The sequence below is a fragment of the Streptomyces sp. CB02980 genome, assembly GCF_014451325.2.
Lineage (GTDB): Bacteria > Actinomycetota > Actinomycetes > Streptomycetales > Streptomycetaceae > Streptomyces.
In genome coordinates, this window is sequence record NZ_JACSCH020000005.1 from 26,617 (window position 1) to 40,104 (window position 13,488).

The 13,488-nt window shown below is 73.4% G+C and carries 12 protein-coding genes; 2 read left to right on the forward strand and 10 right to left on the reverse strand.

Annotated features, from left to right (window positions below):
- Positions 1 to 2: 2 nt before the first annotated feature.
- Positions 3 to 1,490, reverse strand: a complete 1,488-nt coding sequence (locus E0F75_RS12570) for an amino acid permease (RefSeq protein ID WP_187622608.1) — start codon at positions 1,488 to 1,490, stop codon at positions 3 to 5.
- 355 nt (positions 1,491 to 1,845) lie between these two features.
- Between E0F75_RS12570 and E0F75_RS12575 the strand changes: the two genes are divergently transcribed.
- Positions 1,846 to 2,856 carry a GDSL-type esterase/lipase family protein gene (locus E0F75_RS12575; RefSeq protein WP_187622914.1) on the forward strand — a complete coding sequence of 337 codons (1,011 nt, stop codon included), beginning with the start codon at positions 1,846 to 1,848 and terminating at the stop codon, positions 2,854 to 2,856.
- Here E0F75_RS12575 and E0F75_RS12580 read toward each other — a convergent pair.
- The 8 genes from E0F75_RS12580 to fmt form a co-directional block, all read right to left on the reverse strand.
- Positions 2,837 to 3,361: a GNAT family N-acetyltransferase gene (locus E0F75_RS12580; protein WP_187622609.1), complete on the reverse strand. Its 525-nt coding sequence runs from the start codon at positions 3,359 to 3,361 to the stop codon at positions 2,837 to 2,839. The two genes, E0F75_RS12575 and E0F75_RS12580, sit on opposite strands and share 20 nt — an antisense overlap.
- Before the next feature lie 77 nt (positions 3,362 to 3,438).
- Positions 3,439 to 4,881, reverse strand: coding sequence for a GuaB1 family IMP dehydrogenase-related protein (locus tag E0F75_RS12585; protein ID WP_187622610.1), 1,443 nt, complete (start codon positions 4,879 to 4,881; stop codon positions 3,439 to 3,441).
- 105 nt (positions 4,882 to 4,986) lie between these two features.
- Entirely contained in the window at positions 4,987 to 5,319 is a 333-nt protein-coding gene (locus tag E0F75_RS12590) for a barstar family protein (protein WP_187622611.1), read from the reverse strand.
- Positions 5,309 to 5,749: a ribonuclease domain-containing protein gene (locus tag E0F75_RS12595; RefSeq protein WP_187622612.1), complete on the reverse strand. Its 441-nt coding sequence runs from the start codon at positions 5,747 to 5,749 to the stop codon at positions 5,309 to 5,311. The genes E0F75_RS12590 and E0F75_RS12595 overlap by 11 nt, the downstream gene beginning before the upstream one ends.
- 82 nt (positions 5,750 to 5,831) lie before the next feature.
- Entirely contained in the window at positions 5,832 to 6,848 is a 1,017-nt protein-coding gene (locus E0F75_RS12600; RefSeq protein WP_187622915.1) for a sugar-binding transcriptional regulator, read from the reverse strand.
- 180 nt (positions 6,849 to 7,028) lie between these two features.
- Entirely contained in the window at positions 7,029 to 7,712 is a 684-nt protein-coding gene (gene rpe, locus E0F75_RS12605) for a ribulose-phosphate 3-epimerase (RefSeq protein ID WP_187622613.1), read from the reverse strand.
- Positions 7,713 to 7,862: 150 nt separating this feature from the next.
- On the reverse strand, positions 7,863 to 9,275 hold the full coding sequence (locus tag E0F75_RS12610; protein WP_187622614.1) for an RsmB/NOP family class I SAM-dependent RNA methyltransferase: 1,413 nt from the start codon (positions 9,273 to 9,275) through the stop codon (positions 7,863 to 7,865).
- A 155-nt stretch (positions 9,276 to 9,430) separates the two neighbouring features.
- Complete coding sequence (gene fmt / locus E0F75_RS12615; protein ID WP_187622615.1) at positions 9,431 to 10,363, reverse strand: methionyl-tRNA formyltransferase; 933 nt, start codon at positions 10,361 to 10,363, stop codon at positions 9,431 to 9,433.
- 260 nt (positions 10,364 to 10,623) lie between these two features.
- Here fmt and E0F75_RS12620 point away from each other — a divergent pair, with 260 nt between their 5' ends.
- Positions 10,624 to 11,142 (forward strand): hypothetical protein, encoded by a 519-nt coding sequence (locus E0F75_RS12620; protein WP_187622616.1) that lies wholly within the window; start codon positions 10,624 to 10,626, stop codon positions 11,140 to 11,142.
- A gap of 167 nt (positions 11,143 to 11,309) precedes the next feature.
- On the opposite strand, the gene E0F75_RS12625 is transcribed toward E0F75_RS12620, so the two are convergent.
- Positions 11,310 to 13,448 carry a primosomal protein N' gene (locus E0F75_RS12625; RefSeq protein WP_187622617.1) on the reverse strand — a complete coding sequence of 713 codons (2,139 nt, stop codon included), beginning with the start codon at positions 13,446 to 13,448 and terminating at the stop codon, positions 11,310 to 11,312.
- Positions 13,449 to 13,488 lie beyond the last annotated feature (40 nt).

A 13,488-nucleotide genomic window follows, 5' to 3' on the forward strand; every position in this document is an offset into this window, starting at 1 on the left:
GATCACTTCTCTGCTGAGGTCTCTGCCACGGTCGGCGCGGTGGCCAGTCGGGAGCGGCGCATGCCGTACAGGAAGTAGAACACGAGGCCCGCGGCCATCCAGCAACCGAAGACCACCCAGGTGATCGAGTCCAGGCTGAACATGTTGTACACGCAGAACAGGAAGCCCAGGATCGGGAAGGTCCAGCCGAGCGGCACGCGGAAGGTGCGGTCCATGGTCGGGCGGGTGCGGCGCAGCACGATCACCGCGATGTTGACCAGGCCGAAGGCGAACAGGGTGCCGATGCTGGTGGCGTCGACGAGCTTGCCCAGCGGGATGACGGAGGCGAGGGCGCCGCAGAACAGCGACACGATGACGGTGTTCACGCGCGGGGTGCCGGTCTTGTGGTTGACCTTGCCGAAGACCTTGGGCACGAGGCCGTCGCGGGACATCGCGAAGAGCACGCGGGTCTGGCCGTAGAGGACGGTGAGCACGACGCTGGCGATCGAGATGACGGCGCCGGCGGCGAGCAGGGTGCCCCAGAACTTCTGACCGCTGACGTCGCTCATGATCGCCGCGAGCGAGGCCTCGGAGCCCTCGAACTCCTTCCAGTTCCACGCGCCGACGGCGACGGCCGCGACCAGGACGTAGAGCACGGTGACGATGAGCAGCGAGAGCATGATCGCGCGGGGCAGGTCACGCTTCGGGTCCTTCGCCTCCTCACCGGCGGTGGAGGCGGCGTCGAAGCCGATGTAGGAGAAGAAGAGGCTGGCTCCGGCGGCGCTGACGCCGGCCATGCCGAGCGGCATGAAGTCGGCGTAGTTGCCGGACTTGAAGCCCATGAAGCCGATGGCGCAGAAGAGCACCAGCGCGGCGATCTTCACGAAGACCATGATGGTGTTGACGACGGCGGACTCGCGGGCGCCGCCCAGCAGGAAGACCATCGCGAGCAGGACGACGATCAGGCCCGGCAGGTTGATGAAACCGCCCTCGCCGGGGGCCGAGGAGACCGCCGCGGGGAGCGTGACGCCGATCGTGCCGTCGAGCAGCTCGTTGAGGTACTCGCCCCAGCCGACGGCCACGGCGGCGACCGAGACGCCGTACTCCAGGACCAGGCACCAGCCGCAGACCCAGGCGACGAGTTCACCCATCGTTGCGTAAGCGTACGAGTAGGAGGAACCCGCGACCGGTATGGAGCCGGCCAGCTCGGCGTACGAGAGGGCGGAGAAGAGAGCCGTGAGGCCGGCGATGACGAAGGCGATGGTGACCGCGGGGCCGGCCTTCGGAACGGCGTCGCCGAGCACGACGAAGATGCCGGTGCCGAGCGTGGCACCGATGCTGATCATGGTCAGCTGCCACATGGAGAGCGAGCGACGGAGATTGCCGCCCTCGCCCTGCCCACCCTCTGCGACCAGCTGTTCCACCGGCTTGCGCCGGGTCAGTGCGCCGAGAGCGGAGGTCTTGCGGGTGGTCGATTCCTCGACCGGTGGGGCTGCGCCATGGTCCAGCACTGCGGAGGCTCCTTATCGCTGCCTGTCGTCGTGACGTGGGACCGCAGCGGTACGTGGGCATGCCGAAAGAGGCCCACGGGGGAGGGGAACCGCCGAGCAGGCGGTCCCCGCCACTCCTGGTACGAGGCTTGAGCCTAAGGGGCAGAGGTTCGCACTCGTAATGCAGGGTTGTTGCGCACTGCCGGATGATCATTGCGCGCTCGGGTCGCAGACGGGGAAACATTGCGCTCCCCCGCATGAATCCACACATTGGGGGTGTGAACCGGCCCCCGCGCGCGCATTGACTCCTCGTGCCCCATGACCCACGCTGCGAGCCTTAGGGGGTGCCTTGTCGACCCCCCGATCGGAGGCACAGGTGGGCTGGCTCGACCCGGCACCGTTCCTGCGCGGCACGGCCTGGCTTGACGGGAACCGGCCGGTACGCGCCGATCCCGACGACCTGGAGCGCCTGCCGTGGGACATCGCCGAGCGGGCCGCGCTGCCCATCGGCGTACGGATGGAGTTCACGGCCGCCCCCGGCACGCGCGCGGTGCGGCTGCGCTACCGGGCGACCGTCCCGGAGCCCGACGACCCGCTCGCCGGACTCCGCCACTGCTTCGCCCTCTGGAGCGGTACGCGGCTCGTCGGCGAGGCCTGTGCCGCCCCGGCCCCCGAGGCCACCGTCACGCTCCCGCTGCCCCCGGGCGGCGGCGTCTTCACCGTCCACCTCCCGGAGGGCCAGGCGCCGGTGCCGCTCGCCCTGCGGGCCCTCGGCGGGGCCCTCTCCCCCGCCCCCGCGCAGCCCCGCTGGCTGGTCCACGGCGACTCGATCACCGAGGGCTGGTGGTCGACCCGCCCCGCCCACTCCTGGCCCGCCACGGCGGGACGGCTCCTCGGCCTCGACGCGGTGAACCTCGGGTACGCGGGCGGGGCACGCGGCGAACTCCCGCTCGCCGAACATCTGGCGCGGCTCCCCGGCGAGGTGATCACCCTCGCGTTCGGCACCAACTGCTGGTCCACGGTGCCCGCGACGGCCGACTGGCTCTACGCCACCGTCCGGGCCTTCGTGGGCCTGGTCCGCCAAGGCCACCCGGACACCCCGCTGCTGCTCGTCTCGCCCGTGCTGCGCCCGGCGGCCGAGCACACCCGCAACGTCCTCGGAGCGACCCTCACGGAGCTGCGCAGGGCCATGGAGCGGGCCGGCCGGGACCTGGCGGCCGAGGGCGACGCACAGCTCCTGGTCCTCCCGGGACGGCCGCTGCTCGGCCCGGAGCACCTGGCGGACGGACTGCACCCGGACGACCGGGGCCACGCCAGGATCGCGGCGGCGGTCGCGGAGGCCCTCGGCGGGGTCCTGGACCCTTCGCTCAGGCGTCCGGCGCCGTGAGGTCCCTGACCAGGAACGTGCAGGGGTCGGCCTCGTCGTGCGGGCGCCCGTCCGCGTCCGTCCAGCTCCAGCGGTCCGTGTAGGCGACGACGGGCGCGTAGCCGAGCCGCGCGTACAGCGCCGCCGCCCGCGGGTTGTCGTGCCCCACGCCGAGCCCCAGGACGGTCCCACCGCGCTCCCGCGCCAGCTCCTCGGCCGCGTGGACCAAGGCCGTGCCGATGCCCTGTCCCCGGAGCTCCGCCCGGACGTCGAGGCCGTTGAACTCCGGGCACTCACCGGCCGCGGCCCGCACCTCGGGGGCCGCGCAGCCGTCCCAGCGGACCTGTCCGTGGCCGACGGGCACCCCGTCCCGCCAGGCGAGGAGGTACGTGCCCGTCCCGGCCTCCTGGCGCGCGAACCGGTCCGCGTGCCGGGTCGGCGCCCCGGGCGCGGGAAGGTGCCGGTCGAGCAGGGGCAGGTCGGCGGCGCGGCAGGGCCGGATCTCCGTACGGTCCACATGATCCATGCGGCGACCGTACGGGACGACGACGGGCCCCCGGGAAGAGATTCCCGGGGGCCCGCTCATGTCACCACGTGACGGGACTAGCTCCAGCTGGCGTGCAGCGGCTTGCCCTCGGCGTAGCCGGCGGCGGACTGGATGCCGACCACGGCCTTCTCCTCGAACTCGGCGAGCGAGCCGGCACCGGCGTAGGTGCAGGAGGAGCGGACGCCCGCGATGATCGAGTCGATCAGGTCCTCGACGCCCGGGCGGGCCTGGTCGAGGAACATGCGCGAGGTGGAGATGCCCTCCTCGAAGAGACCCTTGCGGGCGCGGTCGTAGGCCGACTCCTCGCTCGTGCGGTTCTGCACGGCGCGGGCCGAGGCCATGCCGAAGGACTCCTTGTACGGGCGGCCGTCGGCGGTGTGCTGGAGGTCGCCAGGGGACTCGTACGTCCCTGCGAACCAGGAGCCGATCATCACGTTGGACGCGCCGGCGGCGAGCGCCATGGCGACGTCGCGCGGGTGCCGGACGCCGCCGTCGGCCCAGACGTGCTTGCCGAGCTTCTTGGCCTCGGCGGCGCACTCCAGGACGGCGGAGAACTGCGGGCGGCCGACGCCGGTCATCATGCGCGTGGTGCACATGGCGCCGGGGCCCACGCCGACCTTGATGATGTCCGCGCCGGCCTCGATGAGGTCTCGCACACCCTCGGCGGCGACGATGTTGCCGGCGACGATCGGGACGTGCGGGTCGAGGGCGCGCACGGCCTTGATCGCGGTGATCATCGACTCCTGGTGGCCGTGCGCCGTGTCGATGACGAGGGTGTCGACGCCCGCGTCGAGCAGCTGCTTGGCCTTGCCCACGAAGTCGCCGTTGATGCCGACGGCGGCGGCGATGCGCAGCTTGCCGTCGGCGTCGGTGGCCGGGGTGTACAGGGTCGCGCGGAGCGCGCCCTTGCGGGTCAGGATGCCGACCAGACGGCCGTCCTTGTCCACGGCCGGGGCGTAGCGGCGGTTGGCGTGGTCGAGCGTGTTGAAGGCGTCGCGCGGATCGATGTCGGCGTCGAGGAGCAGCAGGTCCTTCGACATGACCTCGGAGAGCTGCGTGAAGCGGTCCACCCCGGACAGGTCGGCGTCGGTGACGACACCGACCGGACGACGGTCCTCGTCGACGACGACGGCGGCGTCGTGCGCCCGCTTGGGCAGCAGCGAGAGCGCGTCGGCGACGGTCTGGTGGGGGGCGAGGACGATCGGGGTGTCGAGCACGTGGTGACGGCTCTTGACCCACGAGATGACGTCGGTGACGACCTCGATCGGGATGTCCTGCGGGATGACGACCAGTCCGCCCCGGCGGGCGACGGTCTCGGCCATACGGCGGCCGGCGATGGCGGTCATGTTGGCCACGACCAGCGGGATCGTGGTCCCGGTTCCGTCCGGCGAGGAGAGGTCCACCGCCTGGCGGGAACCGACGGCCGAGCGGCTCGGCACCATGAAGACATCGTCGTACGTCAGGTCGTAGGGCGGCTTGACGTCATTGAGGAAACGCACGTGCTGACATCCCAGTCGTTCGGATCGGCCCCTAGGCATTTCAGCCAGGGGAAAAAGCACGTAGTTCATTGTCCCACGCCAGTACGAATACCAGCCCCGGGCGAATCATCCGAGGCTTGCGGCAGCCGCTTCGTCGGATCCTCCGAAAGCCTCCCCCAGCGCGACGAGGACCGCGAGGCGGGTGGGGCGCTGATCGACGGCTGTGGCAAAGACGTCCTGGGCGGTCCGCCACTCGCGCGGGCGCGTCCTGGCGTACTCCCGCCAGCCGGTGACGACGAGGGTGACCGGCTCGGGCAGATCGGTGAGGCAGTCGGCGAGGGCGTCCCAGTTCCGGCCGAACCAGTCGGGGAGGGCGAGGACGGTGGCGCACCGGTCCATGAGTCCGGCCTTGTCCGTGACGCCCGTCAGGTCGAGGACGAGGGGATCGTCAATTCTCATCCGTGATCACCTCCCGGAAGCTCTCGTAGTGGTCGTCGGTCCAGTAGATCTCGCCGTCCCGCCCGGTGACGATCCGGCGCGCTCCGCGGTCGCGTTCGCCGGGGGTCCGCACGGTGTACTCGCGGTAGTAGCCGCGATTCTCACGGGGCAGGATCCGCTCGAAGTTGGAGAAGACGGCGCCGTCCTTGGCGTACGGGTAGGGACCACCGCGCGCGATGAGGCCGAGCGTCTTGCGCGCCTCGGGAGGAAGGTCGGCGGCCCGCACGGTGGGCAGTCCGGAGGTACCGGTGGGCGCCGCGGCCTCGGCGGTGGCGCCGGCGGTGGTACGGGCGGGAGCGACCGGTCCGGCACCGCCGCTCGACGAGGAGCACCCGGCCAGGAAGACGCAGAGGACGAGCGCGGCGAGCATGCGCAAGGGCCGGAGCAACATGTCCCGAACATACCGTTACGGGATGGCTCCGGCCCTCGATCGACTCGGCCGACGACACCGGGCCGGCTGACGGTGTCCTCGTTCAGACGCCGTCCGGGTCCGTCCGGTCGAGCGCCGGGTGCGTACCCGGGCTGGACTCGGTGAGCAGGTAGTCCGCCGCGGCGCGGTCGGTGACCAGGCTGGTGACGAGGCCGGAGCGGAGCACCGCGCCGATCGCCGCCGCCTTGCGCTGGCCGCCCGCGATGGCCACCACCTCGGGGATCCGGCGCAGCCGGTCCGCCTCGACGGTGATGCAGCGCTCGCCCAGGTCTCGGCCGACCCGGCGCCCGTCGGCGTCGAAGAGGTGGGCGGACATCTCGGCGGCGACGCCGAGCGAGGCGTAGTGGGCGCGCTCCTCGTCCGAGAGCATGTCGTGGACGGTCGAGATGCCCGGCTCCCAGGAGCCGATGGAGACACAGGCGACGGTCACCTTGTCGAAGTACTCGAAGGCCCGTGCGATACCGGTCTGGCTGCGCAGCGCGGCCGCGGTCGCCGGGTCCGGCAGCAGCATGGGCGCGTAGATCGGGTGCGCCTCGCCGCCGGAGACCTGGGCGGCACGGCGGACCGCCTCGACGGAGCCGCGCTCGGCGGTCCCGGCGTCGTACACACCGGTGAGCTGGACGACGGTGCACGGGGGCAGCCGGTCGAGCGCCGCCGCCATGTGGATGGTGGAGCGGCCCCAGGCGAGGCCCAGGACGTCGCCCTCGGTCACGAGCTCACCGAGCAGGTCGGCCGCGACCTCGCCGAGGTTCTCGGGGTCGGGCGACTCGTCCTCGCCCTCCGCCGGGGACTCGACGACGACGGCGTGACGAAGCCCGTAGCGGGCACGGAGCGCGTCGGAGCGCTCGGCGTCCAGCTCGGCCGGTACGCGGATCTCGATGCGTACGAGATCGCGCTCCAGGGCGGTCTCCAGGACCCGGGCCACCTTGAAGCGGCTCACGCCGAACTCCTCGGCGATCTGGATCTTGGACTTGCCCTCGAGGTAGAAGCGACGGGCCATGGCCGCCGCCTGCACCAGCTCCGCGGGGCCCATCCGCAGGGCTGACCGTCCCGCCGACATACCCGCCACCGCGATCTCCTCACCTGTTCACGTACCGCTGTTCACGTACCGACGTTCATGTATCGCTGTTCGCGTACCGCTGTCGTTCACACTCTGGACTCGCCGTCCATCCTGTCAGATACGGCGGGCCTTGATCAGTCCTGTCGGCGGCCCGACGGACCGCGTTCATCAGCCGGAGGCTCAGTGGCCACACGCCCACGGGGCGACGGCCGTCACGGCGTCCGCGCGGGCCCGCAGCGAGGCGACGGCGGCGGCCGGGTCGGCAGCGCCGTAGACCGCGGAACCCGCCACGAAGACATCGGCGCCGGCCTCCGCGCACCGCTCGATCGTGGACTCGGCGACCCCGCCGTCGACCTGGAGCCACAGCTCCAGACCGTGCTTGGAGATCAGCTCACGGGTACGGCGGATCTTGGGCAGCATGATGTCGAGGAAGGCCTGGCCGCCGAAGCCGGGCTCGACGGTCATGATCAGCAGCATGTCCAGCTCGGGGAGCAGGTCCTCGTACGGCTCGATGGGCGTGGCCGGCTTGAGCGCCATCGAGGCGCGCGCGCCCTTGGCCCGGATCTCGCGCGCGAGCCGGACCGGCGCCGCGGCCGCCTCGACGTGGAAGGTCACCGAACCGGCGCCCGCCTCGACGTACTGGGGCGCCCAGCGGTCGGGGTCCTCGATCATCAGATGGCAGTCGAGGGGGGTGTCGGTCGCACGGGCGAGCGACTCCACGATCGGCACACCCAGGGTCAGGTTGGGCACGAAGTGGTTGTCCATCACATCGACGTGAAGCCAGTCGGCCCCGTCGACGGCCTTCGCCTCATCGGCGAGCCGGGCGAAGTCCGCGGACAGAATGCTGGGGTTGATCTGCGCCATGAGCCAAGCCTCCCACGTTCTTGGGTACTTCTTTGCCGCCGAGCGGTTTCGGATGCGGTCCAGACCATTTTCGGTGCGAACCGACGAGCCGGGACCGGCGCAGACCGGGAGATTACGGTCAGGTGATCGAAGGGTCGGAGGACCGCGAGGTCACGCCGTGCGGCGGACCAGCGCCAGATACATGGCGTCCGTACCGTGCACATGCGGCCAGAGCTGAAGGTCCGGACCGTCGCCGAGCGCCGGTACCCCCGGCAGCAGCGGGCGGGCGTCGATCAGCTCGGCGCCGCCGACCTTCTTCAGGACGTCGTCGACGACCACCCGGGTCTCGGCGAGGTGCGGCGAGCAGGTCGCGTACCCCACGACACCGCCGACCCTGACCGCGCCGAGCGCCTCCGTGAGCAGGGCGCGCTGGAGCGGCGCGAATCCGTCGAGGTCCTCGGGGCGACGGCGCCAGCGGGCCTCGGGGCGACGGCGCAGCGCGCCGAGGCCCGAGCAGGGCACGTCCATGAGGACCCGGTCGAAGGAGCCGGGGCGCCACGGCGGGCGGGTGCCGTCGGCGGCGATCACCTGGTACGGGCCGGGGTTGCCGGCGAGGGCGCGCTCGACGAGGCGCGCGCGGTGCGGCTGCTTCTCGGAGGCGAGCAGGGCGGCACCCCGCTCGGAGGCGAGGGCCGCAAGGAGCGCGGCCTTGCCGCCGGGGCCCGCGCAGCCGTCGAGCCAGCGGGCATCGGGGCCGTCGAGCGGCGCGTTGGCGAGGGCGATCGCGACGAGCTGGCTGCCCTCGTCCTGGACGCCGGCCCGGCCGTCCTTGACCGCCTCGATGGCGCCGGGCTCGCCGCCCTCGGCCATCCGCACGGCGTACGGCGACCAACGGCCCGGCAGGGTCTCGGTGGCCTCGGCGAGCTCGTCGGTGGTGGACCGGCCGGGACGGGCGACGAGGGTGACCTCGGGGCGCTCGTTGTCGGCCTCCAGGAGGTCCTCGATCCCGGCGCGGCCGCCGCCGAGCGAGTCCCAGAGCGCCGAGACGACCCAGCGGGGGTGCGAGTGGACGACGGCGAGGTGGTCCTCGGGGTCCGCGTCGTACGGCGGGGCGACCTGCGCCACCCAGGCGTCGAGGTCCTGCTGCGAGATCTTCCGCAGCACGGCGTTCACGAACTTGGCCCGCCCGTCGCCGAGTACGACCCGCGCCAGCTCGACGCTGGCGGAGACGGCGGCGTGGGTGGGGATCCGGGTGCCGAGCAGCTGGTGGGCGCCGAGCGCGAGCACGTCGAGGACGGGCGGGTCGACCTCGCGCAGCGGCCGGTCGATGCAGGCGGCGATGATCGCGTCGTACGTGCCCTGGCGGCGCAGCGTCCCGTAGACCAGCTCGGTCGCCAGCGCCGCGTCCCTGCTGTCGAAGTTCCCGCCCTCGCGGGCCTTCTTGAGGAGCGGCGGCAGCACCAGGTTCGCGTAGGCGTCCCGCTCGTCCACCGCCCTCAGCGCCTCGAAGGCGAGCATCCGGACGGGGTCCTTCTGGGGCCGCCGGTAGGGCTTGTGGGGACGGCTGCGTGCCTGCTCGCTCAAAGGTGCTCCGCGTGACGAAATGACGAGGTCGAACCCCCCAAGCCTACGTCCGCCGCGCCCCGACCCGCTCCCGGGCCCGTGGGGACCTCGCCTCCCCTCGACACCCCGGCCCGTGGGGACCTCGCCTCCCCTCGACACCGGGCCCTGAGGGGGCCTCAGACCCCGAGGACCTCGCCCGGCGCGATGCGCACGCCGCGCGCCCAGTCGGCGGCCTTCATCGGCTTCTTGCCCTGGGGCTGCACCCAGAGAAGCTCTACGGCGTACGAGCCGGTGCCCGCGTACACGTTGTTCTTGCCCGCGGCGAGCTGCCCCGGGGCCAGGTCCGTGCGGTCGGGCAGCGGGGTGACCTGGATCAGCTTGAGGCGCTCGCCCCGGAAGACCGTCCAGGCACCGGGGGCCGGGGTGCAGCCGCGGATCACGCGGTCCACCCGCAGCGCGGGGGCGGTGAAGTCGACGTGGGCGTCCTCGACCTGGATCTTCGGAGCGAGGGTGATCCCCTCGACCGGCTGCGGGACGGCCAGGAGCGAGCCGTCCTCGACGCCGTCCATGGTGGCGGCGAGCAGCCCGGCACCCGCGAACGCGAGCCGGGTGAGCAGGTCGCCGCTGGTGTCGGTCGGCCGGATGTCCTCGGTGACGACGCCGTAGACCGGGCCGGAGTCCAGGCCCTCCTCGATCAGGAAGGTTGACGCGCCCGTCACCTGGTCGCCCGCCATCAGCGAGTGCTGCACGGGGGCCGCGCCCCGCCAGGCCGGCAGCAGCGAGAAGTGCAGGTTGACCCAGCCACGGGCGGGGATGTCGAGGGCGACCTTGGGCAGCAGCGCGCCGTAGGCGACCACCGGGCAGCAGTCCGGGGCGATCTCCCGCAGCCGGGCGAGGAAGTCCTCGTCACGGGGCCTGGCCGGCTTCAGGACCTCGATCCCGGCCTCCTCCGCCCGCTGGGCCACCGGGCTGGCGACGAGATGCCGGCCGCGCCCCGCCGGGGCGTCCGGCCGGGTGACGACGGCGGCCACCTCGTGCCGGCCGGAGGCGAGCAGGGCGTCCAGGGCGGGAACGGCGACCTCGGGGGTGCCTGCGAAGACGAGCTTCATGAGTGTCGACTGCCTGTCTCTCCGGGGGCTTTACGGGCAGCGCACCAGTCTAGGGCGCGTCCGGCTCCGGGGCGCCGCGGCCCCGGCGCCCCGGACGGAGGGGGCGTACGGAAGGACGAGCGCCCCCGCGCATATGCGTGTACGCCCCCGCAGCGTGACCCAACCCCGGGTGGCGCGTTGGTCAAGAGAGATTGACCGAATCGGGTCGCCGTTCCCCCCTGCGGCCCTTCCCTTTACATGCCGGTTCGAGAGGCTTTCACATGGCCGACCACGCAACCCACGACGCCCAGGCTCGGGCGAGTCTGCACCTGCTGGTGCGGGACATCGAGCGGGTCCGGCGGCAGGTGGACGCACTGCGCACGCTCACGGCCCAGCTGGGCAATGTCTACCGCCCACGCCGCTCCGGCCCGTCCACGGGCTTCGTCGTCTACGGGCGGGCCCCCGCCCCCACCGTTCGTCTCGCCCAGGAGCTGCGGGACAGTGTCGAGACGCTGGTGACCGCCGCGGTCGACTTCGACCGCTCGCTCGGGTTCTCCTGGGACGCGGTGGGCTCCGCGCTCGGAGTCACCAAGCAGGCGGTCCACCGCCGTTACGGTGCCCGGCGCGCGCCTCAGCCGGGCGTCGGCATCGACCAGGACCCGATCGTGGAGCCGAGCGCGACCCGCACGCTCCCCTCGGTGCCCGCCGCCCGCTCGATGCCCCCGCAGCCGACCTCGGGCAGCGCCTCCCTCCGCGAGGAGCCGCGGACGTCGGCCTTCCCCGGCCCCCGTAACGGCTGACCCGCGAACGCCCCACACGGCCGTCCGTCCCCACGGGGGCGGACGGCCGCCCCATGTGCCGGGCGCTCAGGGCGATGCCACCACGGCCGCCCCATGTGCCGCCCGGGCAAGGCCGTGCCACAGCGGCCGCCCCGGGTTCCGCCCGCCCGCTCGACGCCCCGCGACGGTCAGCCGATGTCCGGCGGGTCCACCCGGATCCGCACCGGGTCCCCGCCGCCCCGCGTCATCCGGGCCGCCCTGGCCTGCTTGAGCGCGGTCGCCAGGGCCGCGCCGCTGCCCGGCGGCACCCGGACCAGGGCGCGCTCCCACTGCTCCCCCGGCGGCGGGTCGCCCGGCCTCCGGGGTCCCCCGGGGCGGACCACCGGCAGCGGCACCGGGCCGAGCACCTCGGCGTCGGCGGGCAGCCCCGCCGCGGCGAGGAGACCTTCGACGGCCTCCGGCGGACCGGTGACCGCCGCCATCCGGGAGACCGGCGGGAAGCCCAGCTCGGCCCGTTCGGCCAGCTCGCGCTGGGCGTGCCCGACCGGGTCCCAGCGGACGAGCGCCTGGACGGGGCGGAGCGTCGGCTCGGCGACCACGACCACGGTGCCGCCGTCGGGCTGGCCCCGTACGAGCGAGGCCGCGTCGATCCAGCGGCGCAGTGCCTCCTCGCCCGCGCGCAGATCGGGTCGGCCGAGCATGGCCCAGCCGTCGAGGAGCAGCGCGGCCGCGTAGCCGCCCTCGGCGACCGGCTCGGCGCCGGGGGTGCAGACGACGAGCGCGGGGCGCCCGGGCACGGTGTCCAGGATGTGGTCCCGCCCCGAGGTCCTGACCGGCACCGCCGGGAACGCCCGGCCGAGCTCCTCCGCCGTCCGGCGCGCGCCGACGACCTGGGCCCGCAGCCTGGTCGAGCCGCACTCCACGCAGTGCCAGTCGGAGGCCCCGCGCCCGCACCAGCCGCAGTGCAGCTCCTGCTGCTCGGGGGCCTCCAGGGGCCCGGCGCAGTGGCGGCAGCGGGCGGGCGTCCGGCACCGCTCGCAGGCGAGCCTCGGTACGTACCCCCGGCGGGGCACCTGGACCAGGACCGGCCCGGTCTTCAGCCCTTCGCGCACGGTCTGCCAGGCCAGCGAGGGCAGCCGGGCGGCGCGCGCGGCCTCGTCGCGGGCCAGTTCGCCGTCGCCCACGGTCCGGATCAGCGGGGCGGCCCTGCGGACCTGCTCGCGTCCGGCGAACAGCGTCTTGGCCCAGCCGGACTCGACGAGCTGGGCGGCCTCGACGGTGCAGCCGGTGCTGCCGAGGAGGAAGGCGCAGCGATCGTGGGCGGCGCGGAGCAGCAGGACCTCGCGCGCGTGGGGCTGCGGGGCGTGCAGCTCGCTGTGACTGCCGTCGCCGTCGTCCCAGATGACGACGAGCCCGAGGTCCCGGACGGGGGCGAACATCGCGGCCCGGGTGCCGACGACGGCCCGTACCGCGCCGCGCCGCACGGCGAGCCACTGCCCGTACCGCTTCTCGGGGCCCGCCTCTGCGGTGAGCAGGGCGTGCCGCCCCTCCCCCAGGACGGTGGTGAGCGCCTCGTCGACCCGCCCCGCCGCACGACCGTCGGGTACGACGACGAGGGCGCCCCGGCCGGAGGCCAGGGTGGCGCCGACGGCGCGGGCGATCTCCTCGGCCCAGTGCGGTCCCGGGAGCGCGTTCCAGACGGCCCGGGGTGTCCCACCGCGCGCGAGGGAGTCGAGGAAGGCGGGCCCCCGCTCGTACCGCGTCCAGCTGCCCGGTTCCGGCGCGGCGGGCGGTGGCAGCGGCTCGGGAGAGGGGCGCCCCTCGGCGCGGGCGCTGCGCGGCGGCACGGCGAGCTGGAGCACGTCGGCGAGGCTTCCGGCGTACCGGTCGGCGACGGCACGGGCGAGCCCGAGCAGTTCGGGGCCGAGGACCGGTTCCGGGGAGACGACGTCGGCGAGTGCGGCCAGGGGTCCTGAGTAGTCGGAGGTGGCCCGGCGCTCGACGAGGAAGCCGTCGATGAGCCGTCCGCCCTCCCGGCGTCCGTTCTTGACCTGGTGCGCCCCCGCGCCGAACCGCACCCGCACCCGTACCCCGGGCCGGGCGACCTCGTCGAGTTCCTCGGGGACCGCGTAGTCGAAGAACTGGTCGAGATGGAGCGACCCCTTGTTCACGACGACCCGCGCGACGGGCAGCTCCTTGGCCAGCGCGGCCCCGCGCCAGGTCCGCGGCTTGGCGCGCGGCACCTTCGCCTGCCGCACGGTCTCCCGAATGAGCGCGAGCTGCTCGGGTTCAGCGGTCTCGCCGGGATTCTCTTTCTCGCTGCTCACAGCCCCATACCTACCAGACGCCACCGACAGCCGGGCATGC

Coding starts and splice junctions, on each gene's coding strand:
- E0F75_RS12580 (WP_187622609.1), bottom strand. CDS start 3,361: ATGGATCATGTGGACCGTACGGAGATCCGGCCCTGCCGCGCCGCCGAC.
- E0F75_RS12590 (WP_187622611.1), bottom strand. CDS start 5,319: ATGAGAATTGACGATCCCCTCGTCCTCGACCTGACGGGCGTCACGGAC.
- E0F75_RS12595 (WP_187622612.1), bottom strand. CDS start 5,749: ATGTTGCTCCGGCCCTTGCGCATGCTCGCCGCGCTCGTCCTCTGCGTC.
- E0F75_RS12600 (WP_187622915.1), bottom strand. CDS start 6,848: ATGTCGGCGGGACGGTCAGCCCTGCGGATGGGCCCCGCGGAGCTGGTG.
- rpe (WP_187622613.1), bottom strand. CDS start 7,712: ATGGCGCAGATCAACCCCAGCATTCTGTCCGCGGACTTCGCCCGGCTC.
- fmt (WP_187622615.1), bottom strand. CDS start 10,363: ATGAAGCTCGTCTTCGCAGGCACCCCCGAGGTCGCCGTTCCCGCCCTG.
- E0F75_RS12620 (WP_187622616.1), top strand. CDS start 10,624: ATGGCCGACCACGCAACCCACGACGCCCAGGCTCGGGCGAGTCTGCAC.